Annotated in this window: 25 protein-coding genes; 8 read left to right on the plus strand and 17 right to left on the minus strand. The window is 73.1% G+C overall.

The window, feature by feature from the left end; all coding sequences use genetic code 11:
- Positions 1 to 68: 68 nt before the first annotated feature.
- Positions 69 to 1328: an Nramp family divalent metal transporter gene (locus SHK17_RS04185; protein WP_322921159.1), complete on the minus strand. Its 1260-nt coding sequence runs from the start codon at positions 1326 to 1328 to the stop codon at positions 69 to 71.
- Between the two features lie 54 nt (positions 1329 to 1382).
- The gene (locus tag SHK17_RS04190) at positions 1383 to 1613 is read right to left on the minus strand and encodes a hypothetical protein (RefSeq protein WP_322921160.1); all 231 of its coding nucleotides are present in this window, start codon (positions 1611 to 1613) and stop codon (positions 1383 to 1385) included.
- 117 nt (positions 1614 to 1730) lie between these two features.
- Here SHK17_RS04190 and SHK17_RS04195 point away from each other — a divergent pair, with 117 nt between their 5' ends.
- Both SHK17_RS04195 and SHK17_RS04200 read left to right on the plus strand, forming a co-directional pair.
- Entirely contained in the window at positions 1731 to 3419 is a 1689-nt protein-coding gene (locus SHK17_RS04195) for an ABC-F family ATP-binding cassette domain-containing protein (protein ID WP_172269953.1), read from the plus strand.
- The gene (locus SHK17_RS04200) at positions 3416 to 4453 is read left to right on the plus strand and encodes a GNAT family N-acetyltransferase (RefSeq protein ID WP_172269955.1); all 1038 of its coding nucleotides are present in this window, start codon (positions 3416 to 3418) and stop codon (positions 4451 to 4453) included. The genes SHK17_RS04195 and SHK17_RS04200 overlap by 4 nt, the downstream gene beginning before the upstream one ends.
- A gap of 21 nt (positions 4454 to 4474) precedes the next feature.
- On the opposite strand, the gene SHK17_RS04205 is transcribed toward SHK17_RS04200, so the two are convergent.
- Genes SHK17_RS04205 through SHK17_RS04225 form a run of 5 tightly spaced genes read right to left on the minus strand, consistent with a single transcriptional unit; the run spans position 4475 to position 9239 of the window.
- A complete protein-coding gene (locus SHK17_RS04205; RefSeq protein ID WP_322921161.1) occupies positions 4475 to 5812 on the minus strand; it encodes an ABC transporter substrate-binding protein in 1338 nt (445 codons plus the stop codon).
- Positions 5809 to 6882, minus strand: coding sequence for a branched-chain amino acid ABC transporter permease (locus SHK17_RS04210; protein WP_322424864.1), 1074 nt, complete (start codon positions 6880 to 6882; stop codon positions 5809 to 5811). Before SHK17_RS04210 ends, SHK17_RS04205 begins: the two co-directional genes overlap by 4 nt.
- Entirely contained in the window at positions 6882 to 7760 is an 879-nt protein-coding gene (locus tag SHK17_RS04215) for a branched-chain amino acid ABC transporter permease (RefSeq protein WP_322921162.1), read from the minus strand. Before SHK17_RS04215 ends, SHK17_RS04210 begins: the two co-directional genes overlap by 1 nt.
- Positions 7761 to 7773: 13 nt before the next feature.
- Positions 7774 to 8478: an ABC transporter ATP-binding protein gene (locus SHK17_RS04220; protein ID WP_322921163.1), complete on the minus strand. Its 705-nt coding sequence runs from the start codon at positions 8476 to 8478 to the stop codon at positions 7774 to 7776.
- Entirely contained in the window at positions 8478 to 9239 is a 762-nt protein-coding gene (locus tag SHK17_RS04225) for an ABC transporter ATP-binding protein (protein ID WP_322921164.1), read from the minus strand. The genes SHK17_RS04220 and SHK17_RS04225 overlap by 1 nt, the downstream gene beginning before the upstream one ends.
- 148 nt (positions 9240 to 9387) lie before the next feature.
- Between SHK17_RS04225 and SHK17_RS04230 the strand changes: the two genes are divergently transcribed.
- Together SHK17_RS04230 and SHK17_RS04235 are read left to right on the plus strand one after the other, a co-directional pair.
- Positions 9388 to 10587 carry a helix-turn-helix domain-containing protein gene (locus SHK17_RS04230; RefSeq protein WP_172269967.1) on the plus strand — a complete coding sequence of 400 codons (1200 nt, stop codon included), beginning with the start codon at positions 9388 to 9390 and terminating at the stop codon, positions 10585 to 10587.
- Positions 10588 to 10897: 310 nt separating this feature from the next.
- Complete coding sequence (locus SHK17_RS04235; RefSeq protein ID WP_322922010.1) at positions 10898 to 11854, plus strand: FAD-dependent oxidoreductase; 957 nt, start codon at positions 10898 to 10900, stop codon at positions 11852 to 11854.
- Positions 11855 to 11882: 28 nt separating this feature from the next.
- Here SHK17_RS04235 and SHK17_RS04240 read toward each other — a convergent pair whose 3' ends face one another.
- Positions 11883 to 12599, minus strand: coding sequence for an SDR family oxidoreductase (locus tag SHK17_RS04240; protein ID WP_322921165.1), 717 nt, complete (start codon positions 12597 to 12599; stop codon positions 11883 to 11885).
- An 86-nt stretch (positions 12600 to 12685) separates the two neighbouring features.
- On the opposite strand from SHK17_RS04240, the gene SHK17_RS04245 reads away from it, so the two are divergent.
- Positions 12686 to 13273 (plus strand): TetR/AcrR family transcriptional regulator, encoded by a 588-nt coding sequence (locus SHK17_RS04245; RefSeq protein WP_322921166.1) that lies wholly within the window; start codon positions 12686 to 12688, stop codon positions 13271 to 13273.
- A gap of 18 nt (positions 13274 to 13291) precedes the next feature.
- Here SHK17_RS04245 and SHK17_RS04250 read toward each other — a convergent pair whose 3' ends face one another.
- A complete protein-coding gene (locus tag SHK17_RS04250; protein WP_322921167.1) occupies positions 13292 to 13954 on the minus strand; it encodes a Type 1 glutamine amidotransferase-like domain-containing protein in 663 nt (220 codons plus the stop codon).
- Between the two features lie 124 nt (positions 13955 to 14078).
- Between SHK17_RS04250 and SHK17_RS04255 the strand changes: the two genes are divergently transcribed.
- Positions 14079 to 14471: a VOC family protein gene (locus SHK17_RS04255; protein ID WP_172269977.1), complete on the plus strand. Its 393-nt coding sequence runs from the start codon at positions 14079 to 14081 to the stop codon at positions 14469 to 14471.
- A 6-nt stretch (positions 14472 to 14477) separates the two neighbouring features.
- Here SHK17_RS04255 and SHK17_RS04260 read toward each other — a convergent pair whose 3' ends face one another.
- Positions 14478 to 15044 (minus strand): ArsR/SmtB family transcription factor, encoded by a 567-nt coding sequence (locus SHK17_RS04260; RefSeq protein ID WP_322921168.1) that lies wholly within the window; start codon positions 15042 to 15044, stop codon positions 14478 to 14480.
- 37 nt (positions 15045 to 15081) lie between these two features.
- On the opposite strand from SHK17_RS04260, the gene SHK17_RS04265 reads away from it, so the two are divergent.
- Together SHK17_RS04265 and SHK17_RS04270 are read left to right on the plus strand one after the other, a co-directional pair.
- A complete protein-coding gene (locus SHK17_RS04265) occupies positions 15082 to 15678 on the plus strand; it encodes a dienelactone hydrolase family protein (RefSeq protein WP_322921169.1) in 597 nt (198 codons plus the stop codon).
- Positions 15679 to 15711: 33 nt separating this feature from the next.
- Positions 15712 to 16497 (plus strand): LLM class flavin-dependent oxidoreductase, encoded by a 786-nt coding sequence (locus SHK17_RS04270; RefSeq protein ID WP_322921170.1) that lies wholly within the window; start codon positions 15712 to 15714, stop codon positions 16495 to 16497.
- Here the strand turns inward: SHK17_RS04270 and SHK17_RS04275 are convergent.
- The 7 genes from SHK17_RS04275 to SHK17_RS04305 form a co-directional block, all read right to left on the minus strand.
- Positions 16478 to 17794, minus strand: coding sequence for a hypothetical protein (locus SHK17_RS04275; RefSeq protein WP_322921171.1), 1317 nt, complete (start codon positions 17792 to 17794; stop codon positions 16478 to 16480). The genes SHK17_RS04270 and SHK17_RS04275 overlap by 20 nt on opposite strands.
- Before the next feature lie 79 nt (positions 17795 to 17873).
- Positions 17874 to 19025, minus strand: a complete 1152-nt coding sequence (locus tag SHK17_RS04280) for an acyl-CoA dehydrogenase family protein (protein WP_322921172.1) — start codon at positions 19023 to 19025, stop codon at positions 17874 to 17876.
- A complete protein-coding gene (locus SHK17_RS04285; protein WP_322921173.1) occupies positions 19025 to 20164 on the minus strand; it encodes an acyl-CoA dehydrogenase family protein in 1140 nt (379 codons plus the stop codon). Before SHK17_RS04285 ends, SHK17_RS04280 begins: the two co-directional genes overlap by 1 nt.
- Positions 20165 to 20175: 11 nt before the next feature.
- Positions 20176 to 21327: an acyl-CoA dehydrogenase family protein gene (locus SHK17_RS04290; RefSeq protein WP_172269991.1), complete on the minus strand. Its 1152-nt coding sequence runs from the start codon at positions 21325 to 21327 to the stop codon at positions 20176 to 20178.
- Between the two features lie 134 nt (positions 21328 to 21461).
- On the minus strand, positions 21462 to 22679 hold the full coding sequence (locus SHK17_RS04295; RefSeq protein ID WP_172269993.1) for a S1C family serine protease: 1218 nt from the start codon (positions 22677 to 22679) through the stop codon (positions 21462 to 21464).
- A gap of 65 nt (positions 22680 to 22744) precedes the next feature.
- A complete protein-coding gene (locus tag SHK17_RS04300; RefSeq protein WP_322921174.1) occupies positions 22745 to 23260 on the minus strand; it encodes a GNAT family N-acetyltransferase in 516 nt (171 codons plus the stop codon).
- Between the two features lie 20 nt (positions 23261 to 23280).
- Positions 23281 to 23796 (minus strand): SigE family RNA polymerase sigma factor, encoded by a 516-nt coding sequence (locus SHK17_RS04305; protein ID WP_322921175.1) that lies wholly within the window; start codon positions 23794 to 23796, stop codon positions 23281 to 23283.
- Position 23797 lies beyond the last annotated feature (1 nt).

Genomic DNA, 23797 nt, shown 5'->3' on the forward strand with positions numbered 1-23797 from the left:
CACCACCCGCAGCACCCTCACCGAACCCCCACCGCGCTGCCCCCGACCGTCACCGGTCGGGGGCAGTGTCATGCAGCGCCGACGGCCTTGCGCACCTCGTTGACGCACAGCGCGACGAAGGCCAGCGCGATGATCACCATCAGCACGTTGGAGTGCAGCTTGTTGCGCCACTGTGCCGGGGTCCGGTCGGTGTTGAGCAGCCACAGCAGCGTGACGGCGAGGAACGGCATGAAGAACGCGCCGAGCACGCCGTAGGCGAGGATCAGCCACACCGGCTTGCCGAGGAACATCATGGTCATCGGCGGGAACGTGAGCCACAGGATGTAGAGGCGGTACCACTTGCCGCCGGCGCGGGCGTCCGGGTCGTCGCTGTCGCCGCCGGTCACATTGGTCATGAAGTCGGCGAACATCAGGCTCACGCCGTTCCACACCCCGACGAGCGACGACATCGCGGCCGCCCAGAAGCCCAGCAGGAACAGCTTGCCGGCCCACTCGCCGTAGCGGTCCTGCAGGACGACGCCGAGGTCGAGCAGGCCCGCGTCGCCCTCCTCGATCGCGACGCTGGTGGAGTAGAGCAGCTCGGCGCCGACGACCAGGGTGGCCAGGACGAACAGCCCCGTGACGACGTAGGCGACGGTGTTGTCGATGCGCATCACCCGCATGTGCGTCGGGGTGACCCACCCCTTCTCCCGCAGCCAGTAGCCGTAGGCGGCCAGCGTGATGGTGCCACCGACGCCGCCGGCGAGCGCGAGGGTGTTGACCAGGCCGCCGTCCGGGATGCGCGGTGCGAGCCCGGCCAGCAGGTCGGCGAGGTTGGGCAGGGTGAGCAGGGCGGCGCCCACCATCGTGACGAACATGATGCCGACGAGGGCGGCGAGCACCTTCTCGAAGACGTTGTAGCGGCCGGTCCACACGAGCGCGAGGCCGAGCAGGCCGGACAGGATGCCCCACCAGGTCACCGAGAGCCCGCCGAGGAGCCCGGCGAGCGCGAGCCCGGTGCCCGCCATGGCCGCAGCGCCGTAGACGAAGCCCCACAGCACGATGTAGGGCGCGAAGTACCACGTCGTCCAGGCGCCGAGGGAGCGCCAGCCCTGGAAGATCGTGCGCCCGGTCGCCAGCGAGTAGCGCCCGGCGCCCTCGACGAGCACGATCTTCATGACGCAGCCGACCACGACGCACCACAGCAGCGCGTAGCCGAACTTCTGCCCGGCGATGAGGGTCGCGACGAGGTCGGCGGCACCGACGCCGGTGGCCGCGACGACGAGGCCGGGGCCGATCACCTTCCACCGCGGGACGGTGGCCTGCTCCTCGGGGGTCTGGGTAGCCATGCGCTTCACCCTAGGACCGGTCCAGACCAGTTGTCAGCGCCCCGCTCCCGGGACCTAGTCCGGACCGATGGTCGGGTCCGGGCCCTCGGTGGGGATGGCGCCGTCGTCGGCGGACTGCCCGCCGGAGCCGCCGGAGTCGTCGGAGCCCACGGCGCCGGCGCTGCCTGCGGCCGCGGCGCCGTCGCGGGCGCCGACGTCCTCCGGGCGCCCGCCCTCGTCGGCGTGCTGGTCGGTCGTGCCGTCGCGCTGCTCGGGGGCAGCGCCCTGCCCGGATCCCTCGCCCATGTGCCCTGCTCCTGTCGTGGGGTGTGGCCGGGAAGTACCCGCGCCCCCCGCTCCCATGCCGACGGTCGGCGGAAACCGGATGACGCGGTCCCACCCGGCATAGGAGAATCCTGCGACGTGGGACACGTCGACGTCGCTGGAGTGCGCTACGAGCTGCCGGACGGGCGGGTGCTGCTCGACGACGTCAGCTTCCGCGTCGGCGACGGGCAGAAGGTCGCCCTGGTCGGCGCCAACGGCGCCGGCAAGACGACGCTGCTGCGCATCGTCACCGGCGACCTCAAGCCGCACGCGGGGGTCGTGACGCGCTCCGGAGGGCTGGGGGTGATGCGTCAGTTCGTGGGTCACGGGGGTGCCGACGAGACGGTCGCCGACCTCCTGCTCTCCGTCGCGCCGGCCGACGTACGTCGCTGGTCGGAGGAGGTCGCGGCGCAGGAGCTGCGGCTGATGGACGACGACAGCGAGCCGGTGCAGATGGCCTACGCCGAGGCGCTGGGCCACTACGGCGACGTCGGTGGCTACGACCTCGAGGTGGTGTGGGACAAGGTCACCACGGCGGCGATGGGGCTGCCCTTCGACCGCGCCCGCCACCGGTCCCTGACCACCCTGTCCGGCGGCGAGCAGAAGCGGCTGGTGCTGGAGTACCTCCTCCAGGGACCGGACCAGGTGCTGCTCCTCGACGAGCCGGACAACTACCTCGACGTGCCCGGCAAGATCTGGCTCGAGCAGCGCATCCGCGAGTCGGCCAAGACGATCCTGTTCATCAGCCACGACCGCGAGCTGCTCAACAACACCGCGACCCGCATCGTCACCGTCGAGCTCGGCAGCGCCGGCAACCGCGTGTGGACGCACCCGGGCGACTTCGCGTCCTACCACGAGGCCCGGACCGACCGGTTCGCGCGCTTCGAGGAGCTGCGCCGGCGCTGGGACGAGGAGCACGAGAAGATCAAGGCGCTCGTGCTGCGGCTCAAGATCAAGTCGGAGTACAACGACGGGATGTCGTCGCAGTACCGGGCCGCGCAGACCCGGCTGCGCAAGTTCGAGGAGGCCGGGCCGCCGATCGAGCAGCCCCGCGAGCAGCAGGTGACGATGCGCCTCAAGGGCGGCCGCACCGGCAAGCGCGCGGTCGTGTGCACCGACCTGGAGCTCACCGGGCTGATGAAGCCGTTCGACCTCGAGGTCTGGTACGGCGAGCGGGTGGCCGTGCTCGGCTCCAACGGCTCGGGCAAGTCGCACTTCCTGCGCCTGCTGGCGGCCGGTGGGTCCGACCCGGACGTGGAGCACCGGCCCGTGACGGATCCCCCCAAGCCGGTGCCGCACGCGGGCACCGCCAAGCTGGGTGCCCGGGTCCGCCCGGGCTGGTTCGTGCAGACCCACGAGCACCCGGAGCTGCGCGGGCGCACGCTGCTGGAGATCCTGCACCGCGGGGACGGCTCGCCCGACGGGCGTGCCGGCATGGGGCGTGAGCAGGCCAGCCGGGTCCTGGACCGCTACGAGCTGGCCCACGCCGGCGAGCAGACCTTCGACTCGCTCAGCGGCGGACAGCAGGCGCGCTTCCAGATCCTGCTGCTCGAGCTGTCCGGAGCCACCCTGCTGCTGCTCGACGAGCCGACCGACAACCTCGACGTGCAGTCGGCCGAGGCCCTCGAGGCGGGGCTCGAGGCCTTCGACGGCACCGTGCTTGCGGTGACCCACGACCGGTGGTTCGCCCGCGGCTTCGACCGGTTCCTCGTCTACGGCGCGGACGGCGAGGTCTACGAGTCCGACGGGCCCGTGTGGGACGAGGGCCGGGTGGCGCGCGCGCGATGAGCACCTCACCGGCCGCGCCCGAGATCCACGAGCTCGACCCGTTCGACGACGCCGCGCTCGACGCCTGGCACGGTGTCTACGCGGTGGCCGAGACCTTCGAGCTCGGAGCGGCCGCGACGGCATGGCAGCTGGAGGAGGTGCGCGCGATGATGCAGCGCACGACCACCCAGGCGTGGCTGGGGGGCTGGTCGGCCGTCCTCGACGGCGAGGTGGTCGGCGCCGGCTGGATGCGGACGCCGCTGCTCGACAACCTCGAGCTCGCCGAGGTCGCCGTCCACGTGCTCCCGGTGCACCGCCGGCGCGGCGTGGGGTCGGCCCTGCTCGCCCGGCTCGAGGAAGTGGCCCGGCAGCGCGGTCGGCGGATCCTCACCGGCCTCGCCTCCTGGGCCCACGACGCGGGCTCGGACGGCGCCGGCGGCTCCGGGCCGGGCTTCGCGGCGGCGCGGGGCTTCGAGCTGGCGCTGTCGGAGGTGCAGCGCGAGCTGGCCCTGCCCGTGGACGACGCGCTGCTCCGACGGTTGGCCGACGAGGCCGCGGCGCGCCACACGGCGTACACGCTCCGCTCCTGGGCCGGGCCGGTGCCCGACGAGCTGCTCCAGGGCTGGGCCGAGATCACGTCCATGCTCGTCACCGAGGCGCCGACCGGCGCGCTCGAGGTGGAGCGGGAGGCCGTGAGCACCGACGCCGTGCGGGACCGGGAGGAGACCGTGCGCCGGCAGGGCCGCACGAAGTACAACACCGTCGCGCTCGACGCCTCCGGAGCGGTCGTCGCCTACTCCGACCTCGCGACCACCGTCCACGAGCCGGGTCGGGCCTACCAGTGGGGGACGCTGGTGCGGCCGGCGCACCGCGGGCACCGCCTGGGGGTGGCGACCAAGGTCGCCAACCTCCGGCTCCTGCAGCGCGAGCGTCCCGACATCGTGCGGGTGACGACCTACAACGCCGAGGTCAACACGCACATGGTCGGCGTCAACGAGGCCCTGGGGTTCCGCCCGGTGGCGCGGCTCGGGGACTTCCAGAAGAAGCTGGGCTGAGGGTCCCCGAGCCGGCCGTGCTCAGCTGGTCGGCACCCCGCCCTCCGGCGGTGCGTCGTCGGCCTGCCCCGAGTCGTCGGTGGTGATCTCCGCGTCACCGATGTCGGTCACCAGCACGTCCGTGAGCGGCTCGCCCACACCGCCCTGCAGCTCCACCAGGCGCATCCCGGCGATGCCCATGTGGCTGTCGGCGCTGTAGCGGAAGGGCGCGAGCTGCGGTCCCTCCCAGTCGGCGCCACCCTCCTCGATCGCCGCCACGAGTCCCTCGCGGGTCAGGTCCTCGCCGGCCGCCTCGAGCGCCTGCACGAAGGCGTACGCCTGGGACATGCCGTAGATGCGGTAGTTGGTGAGCTCGCCCTCGCCGCCGTGGGCGTCCCACACCTCCTGCCAGAGCTGGACCCACGGGTCGTCGGCGCTGTCGATGCCGGGGATGTACTCACTCGTCATCACCCCGTCGAGCGCCGCCGAGTCGCCGGCGACCGCGCCCTCGGAGAACCGCTCGAGCAGCGAGCCGACCAGGGCCGGGTCGGAGCCGATGTTGGCGTAGAACCACGTCGGCGTGAAGCCGGTCTTGAGCGCCACGAGCTGGCTCAGCGCGGTGTAGGAGGGCGTGTTGAAGGCGAGCACGAGGTCGACCTTCTCGGCCTGCAGGCCGGTGACCTGGGGGGCGACGTCGGTGTTGCCGGAGGTGTAGCGCTCCACGGCGACGATCTGGTCGTCGACGAACTGGCGCACGCCCTTCTCGGCGTCCTCGCCGAGGTCGTCGTCCTGGAGGAAGAGGCCGACCCTCGCGTCGGGCATGTTCTCCGCGACCCACTGGCCGATGATCTTGCCCTCCGACTCGTAGTCGGGCTGCCACCCGAACGTCAGCGGCCGTGCCTCGACGTCGTCGCCCCACTGGAGCGAGCCCGAGGAGACCATCAGCTGCGGCACGCCCTCGTCGTTGAGGTAGTCGGCGACGGAGGCCTGGGTCGGCGTCCCGAGCGAGCCGACGGTGGCGAAGACCTCGTCCTGCAGCACCAGCTCGTTGGTCACCGTGCTGGTGTTGGTGGGGTTGTAGGCGTCGTCCTTGACGATGTAGTCGATCGTGCGGCCGTGCACGCCGCCGGCCTCGTTGACGTAGTCGAAGTACGCCTGGGCGCCGGTGGGGATCTCCGAGTAGCCCGGGGCTGCCACGCCGGTCAGCGGGAAGGTCCCGCCGATGGTGACCGAGTCGTCGGTGACGCCCGGATCGGGGGCGCCGGTGCTGCCGTCCCCGTCCTCGGAGTCGTCGCGCCCGCCGGCGCCGCACGCCCCGAGTACGAGCGAGGCCGCCAGGGCGACCGCCAGGGGTCCTGCGACCCGGTTGTGTCTGCTCATGCTGCTGTTCCCTTCGATGAGGTGCTGCGGTGGGTGCTGCGTCGATGCGCGAGCGCTCCCCGGAGGGAGCCGACGATGCCGGCGGGGGCGAGGAGGACGACCGCGACCATCACCAGCCCGTAGACCAGTGGCGCGAGCTCGGCCGCGCGGATGTCCCCGAGCCCGGCCGAGCGGCCGAGGTCGGTGACCACGCCGGGGAGGAAGGTCAGGAGCGCCGCCCCGATCAGCGCTCCGGTCAGGCTGCCGAGGCCGCCGAGCACGATCGCGGCGAGCAGCGTGAGGCTCAGGGTGAGCGTGAACGCGCTCGGCGCGGCGAGCTTGACGGTGAACGCCAGGATCGCGCCCGCGGCTCCCGCCGCGGCGGCGCTGACCACGAACGCGGAGACCCGGGCCCGGCCCAGGTCGATGCCGGCGAGCTCGGCGGCGACCTCGTCGTCGCGCACGGCGCGCCACCGGCGTCCGGTGCGCCCGGCGCCCAGGTTGGCGAGCAGCAGGTAGACGACGACGAGCGTCAGCCATGCGACGTACGCCGTGAAGCGCGAGCGGGTGAGGTCCTGACCGGTGACGAAGAAGGCCAGGTCGAGCACCCAGACGGGGATCTCGGGCATCACCACCGGCAACCCCTGCTCGCCGCCGAGGGTCTCCTTGAAGTAGAGCGCGATGCCCGGGACGGCGACGGCCAGCGCCAGGGTCGCGCCGGCGAGGTAGGGCCCGTGCAGGCGTGCGGCGGCCAGCCCGACCACGGTGCCGACGAGCAGCGTGGTCAGGACGGCGGCGACGATGACCACGCTCAGCGGCACCGACGTGTCCCTGTCGGGCAGGAGCAGGGCCGCGGTGTAGGCGCCGACCGCCATCAGCGCGCCGTGGCCCAGCGACAGCTGGCCGTTGGTGCCGGTGAGGACGGTCAGGCCGCCGGCCGCGATGCCGAGGTAGGCCATGGCGGCGAGCTGCGTGTTGCGGTAGTCCGAGACGCTCTCGAGCACGACGACCAGCACCACGAGCGCGGCCAGCGCCACCACCAGGTGCCTGCCGAGGGTGGAGCGCCAGAGCCCTCCGAGCCGGGCGCGCATCAGACCCGCCGCTCCGGCGCGTGGGCGAACAGGCCGCCGGGGCGCAGCGTCAGGACGAGCATCAGGATGGCCAGCGCCGCCAGCGGCACGAGCTGGGAGCCGACGTAACCGCTGACGAAGCTCAGCGAGACGCCCAGCACCAGCCCGCCGATCACCGATCCGAGGGGGCTGTCCAGCCCGCCCAGGACGGCGGCGACGAAGCCGAAGACCACGACGGAGTCCATGTAGGAGGGGTGGACCAGGCTCCCGCCCGCGATGAGCAGGCCGGCGAGCGAGCCGACCAGCGCCGCCAGCGCCCAGCCGAGCGTGAGCATGTGCCCCACGCGTACGCCGAGCAGTCGCGCGACCTCCTGGTCGAGGGCGGCCGCCCGCATCCGCAGGCCCACGTCGGTGAACCGGAAGAGTGCGACGAGCGCGCCCATCACGACCAGCACCGAGACGATGGTGAAGACGCCGAAGCCGTTGAGCGCGATGGTCGTGGCGCCGACCTCGAACCCGCGCAGCCCGAACGGCGCGGGGAACGACCGGTAGCGGTTGCCGAAGACGACGGCCGCGACGCCGTGCAGCACGATGAACAGGCCCAGCGTGAGGATCACCGCGTTGATCTCGGGGCCGCCCTCCGCCGGGCGGATGACCAGGCGCTCGAGGACGGCGCCCAGCACGAGCCCGGACAGCAGCGCGGCCGCGAACCCCAGCCAGTAGCCGTACCCGGCGTCGATGACCACGAGCGCCACGAAGGTGGTGGCCATCGCCATCGGCGCCTGCGCGAAGTTGACGATGCGGGTGGAGCGCCAGATCAGCACCAGCGCCAGGGCGAAGGCCGCGTAGACCATGCCGAGCGTCAGGCCGGTGAGGGCGGTGTTGAGCAGCTGCTGCACAGGGTCTCCCGACTCAGAATCCGAGGTAGGCGTGGCGGAGCTTCTCGTCGCCGGCGAGCTCGTCGGCCGGCGCGTCGGCGACCACGCGACCGAGGCTCAGCACGACGCCCCGATCGGCCACGGACAGGGCGCTGCGGGCGTTCTGCTCCACGAGCAGGACGGTGAGGCCGTCGGCGCGGACGAGGTCGCGGACCAGCCCGAAGATCTGCGCGACGATCCGCGGCGCGAGTCCCAAGGAGGGCTCGTCGAGGAGCAGCATCCTGGGCCGCGCCATGAGCGCGCGCCCGACCACGAGCATCTGCCGCTCGCCGCCGGACAGCGTCGTGGCCAGCGCCGACCGGCGGTCGCCCAGCACCGGGAAGAGGTCGTAGACCCGGTCGAGGTCGTCGCCGCCGACCTTGCCGCCGCGCCCGAGGCCGCCCAGGCGCAGGTTCTCCTCGACGGTCAGCTCCGTGATGACCCCGCGGCCCTCGGGCACGTGCGCCATCCCGAGCCCGGGCATCCGCTCGGCCGGCACGCGGTGGAGGGAGCGCCCGGCCAGCTCGACCGTCCCGGAGCGGGCGCGGTGCAGCCCCGAGACGGTGCGCAGGAGCGTGGTCTTGCCGGCGCCGTTGGCGCCGAGCACGGCGGTGATCTCGCCCTCGCGGGCGGTGAGGGTGACGTCGTCGAGGGCGGTGATGGGGCCGTAGCCCGCACAGAGGCCGGTGATGGCGAGCATCAGCCGACCTCCTCCCCGAGGTAGGCCGCCAGCACGGCCGGGTCCTCGCGCACCTGCTCGGGCACTCCCTGCGCGATGACGCGGCCGAAGTCGAGCACGGTGATCTGCGTGCAGACCTGCATGACGAGGTCCATGTGGTGCTCGACGAGGAGCACCGAGGTCGTCGCCGCGAGCGCCGTCACCAGCTCGCCGAGCTCGTCCATCTCGTCGGCCGACAGCCCGCTCGCCGGCTCGTCGAGGAGCAGGACGTCGGGCGCGGAGACCAGCGCGCGGGCCAGGGCGACCCGCTTGCGGACGGGGTAGGGCAGGCTCGGCGGGTAGCGGTCGGCGTACGCCGCGACGCCGAGGTCGTCGAGCACCGCCCGGGCCCGGTCGCGCAGTGCCTGCTCGTCCCGGCCGGCCCGTGGCAGGGCCAGTAGCGAGCCGAGGAAGCCGGAACGGGCGTGGTGGTCGGCCCCCACCATCACGTTGTCCAGCACCGACATCCGGTCGAACAGCCCGAGCCCCTGCAGCGTCCGGGCCATGCCGAGCGCGGGCAGGTCGCGGGGACGCAGAGGGTCGATGCGCTCGCCACGGCGGCGGACCTCGCCGCTGTCGGGCTGGACGAAGCCGCACGCCACGTTGAACAGCGTCGTCTTGCCGGCGCCGTTGGGCCCGATCACCCCGTGCACCTGCCGCGGACCGACCTGCAGGCCGACGTCGTCGAGCGCGGTGAGCCCGCCGAAGGTCACGGTGATGGCGTCCATCTCGAGCTCGTCCACGTGCAGCCGACCCTCCCCGGTCCGGGACCTGACGTGGACCACTGTCACCGGATCGGGCTGCCAGCACATTGGGCGGGCAGCACAGAACCGGAGGCGATTTCGGGCCCGGTGGTGGCTATGTGTGTGCACCGGGTGCCACGGTGGGCTCGTGGACACCCGGGCGATCGACGAGCCGACGGTGGCCGCCGAGCGCGTCGAGCGGGCGTGGCGCTCGATCCTGCACCGCTCCGACGAGGTGGCCGACATGATCTCGGCCCGCTTGCTGGCCCGTGACCTCGACGCCTACGCCGAGATGAGCGAGCACCTGCCCGACGACATCCGGCACTCCTGCCGCGAGCACATCCGCCGCGGACTGCAGGTGCTGTCCGGGATCGACTCCGCCAAGGCGTCGGCCGTCGAGCTGTGGCGCGAGACCGGACGGCGGCGCGCGCGCCAGGGCGTGCCCCTCGAGCTCGTCCTCAACGCCTACACGATGGGGGCGCGGGTGCTGTGGGAGGCGCTCACCGAGGCGGCCGGTCGCGCCGGTGCCGACGACGTCCCGGACACCGACCTCCTCGTGGCGGCGCGTGCGGTGTGGTCGAACCTCGACGTGCAGAGCGCCGTGCTGATCGAGGCCTACCACCGCGAGCGCGACCGGGTGCACCGCCGGGACCAGCAGCGCCAGCAGACGGTCATGGACGGGCTCGCCGACGGGCGGGGCGGCGACCCCACCTTCGCCGAGGCGGCACGCGCGGCTCTCGGCCTCGGCCCCGGCGACGCCGTCGCCTGCGTGGTGGTCATCGCCGAGCCGGGGGACTGCGACCCCGTCGGCCGGCTCGAGGACCAGCTGCAGCGCCAGGGCATCAGCTCGCACTGGCACGTGCGCTCCGGCGTGGCCTACGGCCTCCTCTCCGGTCGCCTGCCGGACGAGCCCGGCCTCGTCGCCCTCATCGAGCCGGCGGCCGAGGGGCGGATCGCCGTCGCGTCGAGCAACGGCGTCCACGGCTTCGGCACGGCGTTCCAGCTGGCGATGCGCTCGGCACGGACGGTCCCGGTCGGCGGCGGTGTCGTCGGGGTCACCGACCGGCTGCCCGAGGTGCTGCTGGCCGGCGACTCGCACGTGACGCCGCTGCTCATCCACGAGGCGTTCGGTGCGCTGCTGGACCACCCGCAGGCCGACACCCTGCTCAAGACCCTGCGCTCGCTGCTCGCCCACGACGGCTCGCCGACGCACGCCGCGGAGGAGCTCTACTGCCACCGCAACACCGTCATGTACCGCATCAAGCAGATCGAGCGGCTCACCGGTCGCGACCTCACCGACCCGCGCGACAAGATGCTGCTCTGGCTGGCACTGACGGCCCAGACCTGAGGGACCTTGTCGCGAGCCGGCTGTGTCGAGCCGGGCGCGCTCCACGGCGTCCGCGACCGGAGCGAGGTCCTCGACGTCGGCCGCAAGCGCCGCGTCGTCACCCCGTCCCAGCGGGTCGCCCTGGCGATCCGGGACAGGGGATGTCGCAGCATTCTCGAGCGGGGCATGCTGCTCTGCTCCTACCACCACCACCTGATCCACGACCCGGGCTACCGGCACACGCTCACGCCCGAGAGGCGGGTGCAGCTCACCCGGATCAACGGGCGGACCTGGAGAGGTTGCGTGCCATCATCCAGAGGTGCGCGTGGTGGTGGTCGGAGCCGGGGTCAGCGGTCTGAGCTGTGCCCGCTTGCTGCTCCAAGACGGCCACGACGTCGCCATCGTGAGCGGCGACCCGCTCGACCGCACGACCTCCTACCTCGCAGCGGCGGTGTGGTTCCCCACCGCGGCGGGACCGGCGGACGCCGTCGCGCGCTGGAGCGCGACGACGTACGACATCCTGTCGGAGGAGGCCAGGGCCCTCGTCCCCGGCGTGGTGATGCGCGAGTCGCTCGTCCTCTACCGCGATGCGCGCGACCCCGCGCGTCCCGAGCCTGCGTGGGCGGCAGCGGTCGGCGAGGTGCGCGAGGCGGACCCGGACGAGCTGCCTCCCGGCTATGCGCGGGGGCTGCGGTTCGCCGTTCCCCTGGTGGAGATGCCGGACTACCTGCCGCACCTGCACGAGCAGGTGCTGGCAGCAGGAGCCAGCCGGGTCATGCGGCGGGTGGCACGACTGGACGACGTGCTGGACCTCGCCCCGGACGTCATCGTGAACGCGGCCGGCATGGGTGCCGGCGCGCTCGTGCACGACGACACCGTCTACCCCGTCCGCGGGCAGATCGTCCGGGTCACCAATCCTGGCCTGACGCTCTCCGTCCGCGACGAGCAGCACCCCGGTGGTCGGGCGTACGTGCACCCCCGGTCCGCGGACTGCATCCTCGGTGGGACGCTGGACGTCGGCAGCTGGAGCACCGAGCCGGACCCTGCCGAGACCGCGGCGATCCTCCGACGGTGCACCGACATCGCCCCCGGACTGGCGGGCGCAGAGGTCATCGACACAGTCGTGGGCCTGCGACCTGGGCGACCGGAGGTCCGGGTCGAGCTGGTCGAGGACTCGATGGAGGTGCCGGTCGTGCACAACTACGGCCACGGCGGCTCGGGGATCACGATCGGGTGGGGCTGTGCGCGCGAGGTGGCCGCACTGGTGGCGGAGGTTGCCGGGGACTAGCCCGCCCAGCCCTGTCAGGAGACGTCGCTCACGACCCCAGGGCAGCAAGGATCCGCTCGTAGCGCGCCTGCGGGTCCAGGGCCAGTCCGGACTTCACGAACCGCGCCCAGTCGTCGGCCAGCACCTCCTGCACGCCCGACTCGACGGCATCGAGGCCGGCGTTCGCCAGGTCCGCGGGCGAGATCTTCGGGGCGTCGACGCCCTTGGCCATGTCGGTGTCCACGAGCCCCATGTGGACGCCGACGACGTGCGTCCCCTGCCCGGCGAGCTCGAGCCGGGTGCTGTCGGTCAGGGCCCACGCCGCAGCCTTCGAGGCGGCGTACGCACCCGCGCCGGGCAGGGTGAACCACGACAGCGCCGACACCACGTTGACGATCGCCCCTCCTCCGTTCGACGCGAGGATCGGGGCGAACGCGCGCGTCATCAGCAGCGGACCGTAGAAGTTGGTGTCCATCTCGCGCCGGATCGTCGACTCGTCCCCGGTCACGAGCGGGGTGCCGGTCGAGACGCCCGCGTTGTTGACGAGCACGTCGACGTCGGTCGCGACCGACGCCGCCGCGTCGACCTGGGCCGGGTCGGTGACGTCGAGCTGGAGCGCGTGCACGCCTTCGGCGTCGATGGCGCCTGCATCGCGGCTGGCCGCGTAGATCTTGGCCGCTCCGCGTGCCTTGAGCTGCTCGACGAACTCCGCGCCGATGCCGCGGTTCGTGCCGGTGACGAGCACGACTGCGCCGTTGATGTCCATGGAGATCCATTCCGTAGTGATCACTATTGATTGTCGACCGTGACCGTAGCACATTTCGTAGTGATCGATACGTTATGATGGTGCCCATGGCCGGCCGTCCACGGAGCTTCGATCGGGAGGCAGCGTTGGCGGTCGCCGTCCGGGAGTTCTGGCGAGCGGGCTTCGACCGGACGTCCGTGGCGACGCTGACCGCGGCGATGGGCGTGACGCCTCCGAGCCTCTACGCCGCCTTCGGCGACAAGGTCCGCCTGTTCGACGAGGCGTCGACGGTCTACTTCGAGCGCACCCGCGAGGCGGTCGAGCGCGCCCTCGCGCTGCCGACCGCACGCGACGCGGTCGCCCAGGTCCTCAGGGACACCGCCCATGCCCACACCGGTGCCGCGACTCCTCCCGGGTGCCTCATGCTGACCGAGCCGCGACTCGACGCGCAGCGCGAGGTCCTCCGCCAGCGACTCGAGGACCGCCTGGAGCAGGGAGTGCGGGACGGGGACCTTCCCCCCGGGACCGACGCCGGGCACCTCGCGTCGTTCGTCGTGGCCGTCCTCCGCGGCATGTCCGGCTGCGCCCGCGACGGCGGCACCACCGAGGACCTGCTCGGCATCGCCGAGACGGCACTGGCGGCGCTGCCGGCACCGGTCGGCCCACACGACGCCGGAGCGTCCGCGGGGGAGTGAGGCAGTCCCCGGGAGGTCCTACGGCGCCAGGAGGCGCCAGCTGCCCTCGGAGACGACCTCCACGGCCTCGCCGTCGACGCTGATCGCCGTCTGGTCGTCGATGACGTAGGCCGGGCCGTCGATCCCCTCGGCCCAGCGCTCGGCGTCGGCGATCGTGTTCTCCGGGAAGACGTCGAGGTGCGGGAAGATCGAGAAGTCGATGACCCCGAGGGTGCGGTCGTCCGGCGCCGACGCCCACTCGACGAAGTCGGTGCCGATGCGAGGGGTCAGCACCATGCTGCCGGCGCTGATGCCCACCCAGACCGTGTCGGTGAGGTCCGGGAGGAGGTCGGCCAGGCCGGACTCGCGCATCCAGTGGCACAGGTAGGTGGCGTCGCCGCCGTCGACCAGCAGCACGTCGGCCTCCCGCACCCACGGCACCCATCGATCAGCGCCGACCGTGGGCAGCGCCGACAGCTCGAGCAGCCCCAGCGACTTCCACCCGAGCGCCGCCAGGCCACCGTGCGGCGGCTCGCCCGTCACGGAGTTCCGGACCGAGACCGGCCCGCACATCGGATGTCCCCACTGCGCCGTCGGGACGCAGAGCGCGGTGGCCTCGGTCGTCGGCCCGCCCAGCAGCCCGGCCAGCGCCGCGTGGATGCTGGGGTTGGTCACCCCGCCGGACGTGAGCAACAGCTTCATGGAGCCTCCCCGGTCAGTCGGTGTCCCGCCGGGCGGGACGGAGCGCTGCCTCGTGCGAGGAGGCTACGCCGGACGCACGCTCGGTCGACAGCATCCGGGCGGCATCAGGGCGTACGGTGCCGGGATGGCCTCGCGTCCCGCGCCCTTCCACATCGCCCCGGTCATCGCCGTGACCGACCTCGACCGCGCCCGGTCCTTCTACGAGGACCAGCTGGGGCTGGAGGGCAGCCCCGCGCCGGGAGGGGGCTGGGTGCTCGCGGGCGACCACGGCACGGTGCTGAACCTGCTGCCCGACGTCGCGGACGCCGGATCGGCGAGCTGGCCGGTGGCCACCATCCGCGTCGACGACGTCCACGCGACCGTCCGCACCCTGCGTGAGCGCGGCGTGTCGTTCCTCGGTCCCGACGACCTGCCGTTCGACCTCGACGACGACCTCGTCTCGGTCGGCCAGGACGGCCTGGCGGTGGCGTGGATGCGAGACCCCGACGGGTCGGTCCTGACGGTGTTCTCGAGCTAGGGGCGCTCAGTCCTCGAACGGCAGCGCCGGGTGGTCCGTGGGATAGATGCCGACCGCGAACCCGTAGACGGTGTCGCCGGACCTCGGTGCCCGGTCGAACTCGGCGACCAGCTCGGCCATCCTCTCCCAGAAGGCGGAGGCCTGGTCCTCGGAGATGCGGGCGTGACGGATGAAGCCCCACAGCCTGCCCTGCTCGAACGCCGTCGCGGACTCGCGTGCGGCCACCTCGAAGTCGTTGAAGTCCGTCGGCGCCTGCTCGCCCGCGGCCGAGGGCTCGGCCGACACGTAGAACATCCGCGCGGTGCGTCCGTAGAAGCGCTCCTCGATCGCCCGCACCCGGCGGGTCCGCACCACCCGGAGCAGTCCCTCGCGGGTGAGCACCTCGACGTGGTGGGCGACGGTGCTCTTCGGCCGCTCGAGCGCCGAGGCCAGCTCGGTGACGGTCGCCGCCCGCTCGTGGAGCAGCTGCAGGATCGTGGTGCGGAGCGGGTGCCCGATGGCCCTCACCTGAGCCGGCGTGGTCAGCGCCATCCGGTCGGCGAGCTCGTGGCCGGGCGGCGGGTTGTCGACCATGGCAGATCAGACTAGCATCGTCGAACGTTCCGGAATCATGGATCATTCACCGAGGAGACAGCGCATGGTCGAGGTACTGCTGCACCACCACATCCAGGGCCTGACCGACGGGGTCAGGGCGTTCGCCGACGAGCTGCGGGCCGCCGGTCACACCGTGCACACCCCGGACCTGTTCGACGGCCGGACGTTCGACAGCATCGAGGACGGCTTCGCGTACGCCCGCTCCGCCGGTCTCGACGCCATCCGCGAGCGCGGTGCAGCCGCTGCGGACGACCTCGGTCCCGACCTGGTCCACGCCGGGTTCTCCTTCGGGGTGACCATCGCCCAGCGGCTCGCGCAGACCCGTCCCGGTGCGCGTGGCGCCCTGCTCGTCTACTCGTGCCTCCCGGTCTCCGAGTTCGGCGATGCGTGGCCGGAGGGCGTGCCGGTGCAGGTCCACGGCAAGGAGGACGACGAGTTCTTCGACGAGGACCTGCCGGCGGCGCGCGAGCTCGTCGCCTCCACCCCCGCCGCGGAGCTGTTCGTCTACCCCGGCGACCAGCACCTGTTCGCCGACTCCTCGCTCGACGCGTACGACTCCGAGGCGTCGGCGCTGCTGGTGCAGCGCGTGCTCGCGTTCCTCGCGTCCGTCTGACCGGGCCGGCGAGGGTGCAGGCATGATCGGTCCATGACCACGCGCCGCGGACTCTTCGTCGCCCCGTTCGACGTGCTCGCCGACCCGCGGGTGGTCGGCGACCTGGCTGCCGCCGCGGAGGAGGCCGGCTGGGACGGCTTCTTCGTCTGGGACCACCTGCAGTACGGCGAGCGGGTCGCCGCCGTCGCGGATCCGTGGACCTGCTGCGCCGCCATCGCCCTGCGGACCGAGCGGCTGGTCCTCGGGCCGATGGTGACCCCGCTCGCCAGGCGTCGGCCGCAGGTCCTCGCCCGGCAGGCGGCCAGCCTGGCGGTGCTCTCGGGTGGCCGGTTCGTGCTGGGCCTCGGGCTCGGCGACGACTGGGTCGGGGAGTTCAGCGCCTTCGGCGACGAGCCGGATCCCAAGCGGCGGGGGCGGATGCTCGACGAGGGGCTCGAGGTCCTGACGGGGCTGCTCGCGGGCGAGCGGGTCGACCACGACGGCGAGCACTACGTCGCCCGGGACGTGCGGTTCCGTCCGGCACCGTCCGTGCCGATCTGGCTCGCCGGGCGGTTCGGCAACCGCGCGCCGGTGCGGCGGGCCGCGCGGCACGACGGCTTCTTCGTCATCGGCCTCGACGGTCCGGACGACCTCGACGCGGTCACCTCCGGTCTCGCCGAGCACGACCCGCCGCCCGGCTTCGAGGTGGTGGTCGACCTGCGGCCGGAGCAGGACGTCGCGCCCTGGCTCGACCGGGGCGCGTCGTGGGTGCTCACCCGGATCGGGCCCTACGACCTCGACCTCGACGAGGCACGCCGGGTCATCGACGCTGGTCCGTGAGCTGCCGGACGTCCGTCGCCGGACGCGGCGACGGGGACGGGTGCCGGGTCGACCCTCGTCGGGACCGCCGGCGCAGGGCGGACCGGGCCACGAGCCAGGCGACCAGGCCGACCAGGAGCACCAGGCAGCCGCGCAACGCGAGGGGCCACGGACCGCGGTCGACCTCCGTCGGGCGCACCACGCGCAGGTCGTCCACGGTGGCCGACGCCAGCTGGAACCGGCCGACGCCGAAGCTCCCGAGGTCGGTGAGGCGCATCAGCGGAGCGGGTGCGGACCCGTCGAGCGGGACGCCCGACAGCGTCAGCGTGTCCGAGCCGCAGCAGGGGTCGTCGTTCTCCGTGTCGAGGAGCACCACCACCTCCTCGGGCCCGCTCCAACCGAGGACGCGTCCCGGGCCGGCGAGGGACAGCGGCAGCGGTGCGGGGACCTCGGCGCCCGCGTCCGCGACGTCCACGAACGTCAGCCCCGTGGGCCGGCCGGGGGACTCGCCCGGTGCCCCGGGGTCGGGTCGCGTGGTCGTGGTGGCGAGCAGCCGTCCGTCGGGCGACCAGGCGGCAGGCCCGGCCAGCACGCCGTCCGCCTCGACGTCGCGTCGCGCCTCGGTGCCGAGGTCGACGACGGAGATGCGAGCCGCGGTCCCGGTCCGCTCGACCGCCAGCTCCGAGCCGTCGGGGGAGAAGGCGGCTGCGACGGCCGTCCGCTCCTCCAGCACCGTGGTGCTGTCGTCCGTGAGGTCGAGCAGCCCGACGTCGCCGGTGATCCATCCGCCGGAGTAGGGGCTCGTCGGCTCCGGGGACAGCAGGTGCGCCACCGTGCGGCCGTCGCTCGACCACGCGACCGGTACGACGCTGCGGCCGGCCGGCAGCGCGTGCTCGGTGGTCTCGCCGGTGACCAGGTCGACGACGACCACGTCGGGACGGTCGGTGTCGTGGTCACCCACGGCGACCTTGGTGCCGTCGGGGGACAGGAGCATCGGTGCCGGGTCGCCCTGCGTCTCGGCGCCCGCACGGCGTTCGGCGACGTCGACGCGACGGTAGGTGTCGCCGCCCGCTCCCAGCACCACGGCCTGCGGGGAGTCGAGGAGCTCGACGCCGAAGCCGTGCTGGTAGAGCGCCACGGCCGCTCCGGGCGCGGAGTCCGACACCCGACCCGTGAGGTGCGAGTAGCCCGCGAGCTCCGCGGGGACCGCGACCGCGCCGGGGTCGGTGGTGGCCGGTCCGGACCGGCCGGTCAGGGCGAGGACGAGGGCGGCGGAGCCGAGGCCGATGACCGCGGCCGCCCCACCCACGATGCGCATGCGCCGACTCTAGGGCGGGTCGGGCGCGCCGTCACCCAGCCTTCACCCAGCCGTCGGTCAGCCGTCCCTCAGCCGGCCGTCACGTGAAGGCGCTGATCCCGGTCTCGGCCCGCCCGATGAGGAGCTTCTGGATCTGCGACGTGCCCTCGTAGAGGGTCATCACCCGGGCGTCACGGAGGTACTTCGCGACCGGGAAGTCGTCGACGTACCCGGCGCCGCCGTGCACCTGGATGGCGTTGTTCGCCGCGCGGACGGCGGCCTCCGAGGCGAAGAGCTTGGCCTTGGACGCGGCCGTGCCGTGGGGCTCGCCCCGGTCGATGAGGTCGGCGCAGCGCCAGGCGAGCAGCCGCGCGGCGTCGGCGTCGACCGACATGTCGGCGATGAGGTCCTGCACGAGCTGGAATGACGCGATCGGCTTGCCGAACTGCGTGCGCTCCGTCGCGTACGCGACCGAGGCCTCGAGGCAGCCCTGCACGATGCCCACGCAGCCGGACGCCACGGCGAGCCGCCCCTTGTCGAGGGTGCCCATCGCGATCCTGAAGCCCTGCCCGACCTCGCCCAGGACGGACGAGGCGGGGACGCGTACGTCGTCGAGGAACAGCTCGGCGGTCGCCTGGCCGCGCAGGCCGAGCTTGCCGGTGATCTCGCGGGTGGTGAAGCCCGGGGTGTCGGTCGGCACGAGGAAGGCGGTCACGCCGCGCGGACCGTCGTCGCTGGTGCGCGCGAAGACGAGCGCCAGGTCGGCCCAGGTGCCGTTGGTGATGAACAGCTTCTGCCCGTGGATGACCCAGTCGGACCCGTCGCGGGTCGCGCGCGAGGTGAGGTTGCCGGCGTCCGAGCCGGTGCCGGGCTCGGTGAGGCCGAAGCAGCCGAGCCGGGTCGCGGCGGCGAGCTGCGGCAGCCACTCCCGCTTCTGCTCCTCGGTGCCGTGGGCGAGGATCGACTTGCCGACCAGCCCGCTGCTCACCGACACGATGCCGCGCAGGGCGGAGTCGGCGCGGCCCAGCTCCTCCATGGCCAGCGCGTAGGTGACGTAGTCGCCGCCCACGCCGCCGTGCTCCTCGGGGATGGTCAGGCCGAAGAAGCCGAGCTCGGCCATCTTCGCGACGATGGCCAGGTCGACGGACTCGTCGCGGTCCCACTGCATGCGGTGCGGGACCGCCTCCCGCTCGAGGAAGTCGCGGGCCAGGTCGCGGAACGCCCGCTGGTCCTCGGTGAGGGAGAGGTCCATCAGACGGCTTCGACCAGCTCGTGGTCGTCGACCCGCCCGGCGAGCCGGGACAGGTGGTGGGTGTGGTTGCCCAGCCACTGCTCGAGGACGGTCAGGTGCGCGGTGCCGACCCCGACGGCGTACTCCGCCGTCATACCGATCCCGCCGTGGAGCTGGATCGCCTCCTGGCCGATGTGGCGGGCCGCGCGCGAGACGTGGAGGCCGACGCGGTCGGCGGCGACCGCCACCGCGTCCGGGTCGCCGCCGGCGATGGTCATCGTCGCCCAGTCGACCATGCTGTGCGCCAGCTCGAGCGAGACGTACATGTCGGCGGCGCGGAAGGTGAGCGCCTGGAACGTGTTGAGGGTGACCCCGAACTGCCTGCGCGACCTCAGGTAGTCGGTCGTCGCGCGCACCTGGCTCTGCATCACGCCGAGCGCCTGGTTGGCCCCCATGATCCGGGTGAGGTCGCTGATCGTGGCGACGCTGGGGGAGAGGTCGCGGCCCGGCTCGCCGAGCGGGGTCGCGGCGCTGCCGTCGAAGGTGATGCTCGCCGCCCGGGTGAGGTCGGCGGCTGCGTAGCCGGTCCGCGTGACCGCTCCGGCGTCGACGATGAACACGCCCGTGCCGCCGTCGTCGGGCAGCGCTGCGGTCACCACGAGGACGTCGGCCCCCTCGCCGCCCATCACTGGGTCGGCCACGCCATCGAGGGTCCAGACGTCGCCGGAGACGGTGGCTCGTACGCCGTCCGCCCGCGAGGTCCAGCGCGCGCCGGGCGAGGCGTCGGCGGCGGCGAGGACGAGCTCGCCGGCGCTCAGCCGGCCCAGCAGGTCGGCCTTCTGCTCGGGGGAGCCGACGGCCGCGACGAGCCCTCCGGCGTGCACCACGCCGGAGAGGTAGGGCTCGGGTGCCAGCACCCGCCCGAGCTCCCGGCACACGACCCCGATCTCGACCGGGCCTGCGCCGACACCGCCGTCGTCCTCGCTGAAGGGCAGCCCGAGGACGCCCATCTCGGCGAGCCGGCCCCAGAGCGCGCGGTCGAACCCGGGGTCCTCGGCCACGGCGCGACGCCGCGCCTCGTGGTCGGCGTACGCCGTCGCGAGCAGGCCGCGGACGGCGTCGCGGAGGGCGAGCTGCTCGTCGTCGTAGGTGAAGTCCATGTCGGTTCCCCTCACAGTCCCAGGATCGTGCGGCTGATGATCTGGCGCTGGATCTCGTTGGACCCGCCGTAGATCGACGCCTTGCGGAGGTTGAGGTAGGTCGGTGCCGTGCGTCGGGCCCAGCCCTCCTGCGGCGAGTCCTCGCCGGCTCGAGCGGCGAGCGAGGCCGGGCCGGCGAGGTCGAGGGCGAGCTCGCTGACGGCCTGCTGCAGCTCGGTGCCGCGCAGCTTGAGGACGGAAGAGGCGGGGTGCGGCTCGCCGCCCGCCGAGTGGGCGACGACCCGCAGGGCGGTGAGCTCGAGGGCGAGCAGCTCGTTCTCGAGGTCGGCGACGCGGGCCCGCACCAGCGGGTCGCGCAGCTGGTCGGCGGCGGTGGCCTTGAGCGTCGCCAGCGCCCGCTTCGTCGCGCCGACCGGCGCGACGCCGACGCGCTCGTTGCCGAGGAGGAACTTCGCGATCGTCCAGCCGCCGTTGAGGTCGCCCACGAGGAGGTCGCCCGGGACGCGGACGTCGGTGAACCACACCTCGTTGACCTCGTGGCCGCCGTCGATGAGCTCGATGGGCCGGACCTCGACGCCGGGGGTGGTCATGTCGATGAGCAGCATGGAGATGCCGGCCTGCTTCTTCACCTCGGGGTCGGTGCGCACGAGGGTGAAGATCCAGTCGCCGAACTGGCCGAGCGTGGTCCAGGTCTTCTGGCCGTTGACGACCCAGTCGTCGCCGTCGCGCACGGCGGTCGTGCGCAGGCTGGCCAGGTCGGAGCCCGCGTCGGGCTCCGAGAAGCCCTGCGACCACCAGATGTCGAGGTTGGCGGTGGGGGGCAGGAAGCGCTGCTTCTGCTCCTCGGTGCCGAAGTGTGCGATGACCGGGCCGATCATCGATGCGTTGAAGGCCAACGGGATCGGCACGCCCGCGCGCTGCATCTCCTCGTGCCACAGGTGGCGCTGGAGGTCCGTCCAGTCCTGCCCGCCCCACTCCACCGGCCAGTGCGGCACCGCGAGCCCCTCCGCGTTGAGCACCTGCTGGGTCTCCACGATCTGGTCCCGCGTGAGGTGGCGCCCCTCCAGGACGGTGTCGCGGATCTCCTGCGGGACCTTCGTGGTGAAGAACTCCCGCATCCGGTCGCGGAACTCCGCGTCGGTGGGGCTCAGCTCGAGCTGCATGTGACTCCTCGGGACGGGGACGACGACGGGGACGACGACGGGGACGACGACGGCGGAGGAACGCCGAAGGCCGGCCGCACCATCATGGCGCGGCCGGCCTGACGAGGCGACGGTGGTGTCGAAGGTTTGGGCGCTCAGCCACCCGTCGCGTCGCTGTCGAGGGTCACGGTGGCGTCCTGCGACTCGCCGTCACGGGTCCAGGTGACCTCCACCTCGTCACCGGGGCGGTAGGACCGGATGGTCGCGACGAGGGAGTCGGCGCCGGTGATGCGCTGGCCGTCGATCGAGGTGATCACGTCGCCGGCCTCGATCCCGGCCTCCTCGGCCGTCGAGCCGGCGCTGACCTCGCGGATGACCGCGCCGGCCTCGTCGCCGGTCTCCGCGTCGCCGACCTGGATGCCGAGGCGGGCGTGGGTCGGGGTCTCGCCGGCGGCCATCTGGTCGACGATCGGCATGACCTCGTCGATGGGGATGGCGAAGCCGAGGCCGATCGAGCCGGACTGGGCCTCGCCGTAGGGCGAGCCCGACGCGGCGGTGCGGATCGAGGAGTTGATGCCCACGACCGCGCCGGTCATGTCGACGAGCGGGCCGCCGGAGTTGCCCGGGTTGATCGCCGCGTCGGTCTGGACGGCGGGGTAGGTCGTGGAGTTGCCCTGGTCGTCGGAGCCGACGTTGACCGGACGGTCGAGCGCGCTGACGATGCCGCTCGTCACGGTGGCGTCGAGGCCGAAGGGCGAGCCGATCGCGACGACGCCCTCGCCGACCCCGAGGTCGGCCGACCTGCCGATGGTCGCGGGGGTCAGGTCGGTGACGCCCGAGGCCTTGATGACGGCGGTGTCGGTGAGCGGGTCGGTGCCGAGGATCTCGGCGTCCGCGCTCGTGCCGTCGTCGAAGGAGACCCGCAGCGAGCCGCCCTCCTCGGCACCCTCGACCACGTGGTTGTTGGTGAGGATCGTGCCGTCGGCGGTGAGGACGATGCCGGAGCCGGACGCGCCGCCCTCGGCGGTGGCGACGTCGATCTTCACCACGCTCGGCAGCACCTTCTGCGCGACCGACTCGACCGAGCCGTCCGCGGCGGGGGCCTGCGACTGGTCCGCGACGGGCGAGGTGGACACCTGGTCGTCCCGGGCCGGGGTGGACGTCTCGTCCTGGGTCGCGTCCCACAGCGCGGCACCGCCGATGCCGGCGCCACCGCCGACGAGGAGCGAGGTCGCGAGGACCGCGGCAGCCAGGCCCGTACGCCGGCGGCGCGGGGGCTGCTCGGGTCGGTAGGCGGACCCGGGCGCGGGCTGCTCCGTCCCGCGGGGCTGGTACGGGTCGTCGGAGGCGTAGGGGGGTGGTGTCGAGCTCATGCGTCCACTGTGCCCCGCGTCCCTGTGGCCATGCTGAGAGACCGCTGGGAAGGCGCCGAGACCTGTCAGCGGGGCAGGTCGGGCAGCGCCATCCACTCCGCCCACGACAGGTCGCGGCCGACGTAGCGGGGGCGCTCGAGGGGCCAGTCCTCGGCGATCCAGCGTGGGACGAGCTCGTCGAGGGCGTGCTCGAGCTCGGTGCCGACGCACTCGTCCACGACCCACCAGGAGATCTCCGCGTCGGCTCCCGGCTTCTCGGGCGGGTCGATGTAGACGCAGCCGAGCAGCGCCGTCTCGTCGGTGTCGAGCAGGGCGTAGTTGAAGGACTCGTGAGTCTCCATCTCCGCGGCGTGGCGGGCCAGGTCGGTCCGGTCGGCCTCGTGCGACATGTCGGCCGGCGGCCACCCCCACGCCGCGCCGTAGATGCTCCACAGCCGCTCGCGCGAGCCCATCACCGCCACCATGTCGAGGTCGGTGTCCTCCGCCCGGATCGGGCGCAGGTGGTGCCCGAAGGGCACCTCCACCCGGGTCGGGTGCACGAAGTCGTCGGGCAGCCAGGGTGCGGGGTCGGGGCTGGTCATGGTCGATCCTCTCAGGGTGGTCAGCCGGCGAGCGCCTGGTCGGCGACGCGGCGGAGCGCGGCTAGGCCGCGGCTGGTGTTGGACTTCACGGTGCCGGTGGAGCAGCCGAGGACGGCGGCGGTCTCGGCGATGCTGAGCTCCTCGTAGAAGCGCAGCGCCACCGCGGAGCGCTGCCGGCCGGGGAGGGCGAGGACGAGACCCCAGACCTCCGGTGTGCGGCGCTCGTCGGGCCGCCAGGTCTCGGGTACCGAGGCGGTCGTGACCTCGCGGCGCCACGGCCGGCGCAGCGCCGAGACGTGCTGGCGGGTGATGGTGCGGCGGACGTAGGCGTCGGCCGCTGCGCGGTCGCGGAGCCCCGCCCAGTGCGGCAGGACCCTGAGCAGCGACTCCTGCAGCAGGTCCTCGGCGCTGTGCGGGTCCCCGGCCACGGCCCGGGCCCAGCGGAGGAGCACCGGCCTGCGCTCGGCGACGTACGCCGCGAAGTCGGCCCACGTGTCCGCGTCCGCGCCGGTCCCCACCTGCTCCTCCGCGGGCACG

Origin of the sequence: Nocardioides renjunii, assembly GCF_034661175.1 — a bacterium.
Lineage (GTDB): Bacteria > Actinomycetota > Actinomycetes > Propionibacteriales > Nocardioidaceae > Nocardioides > Nocardioides renjunii.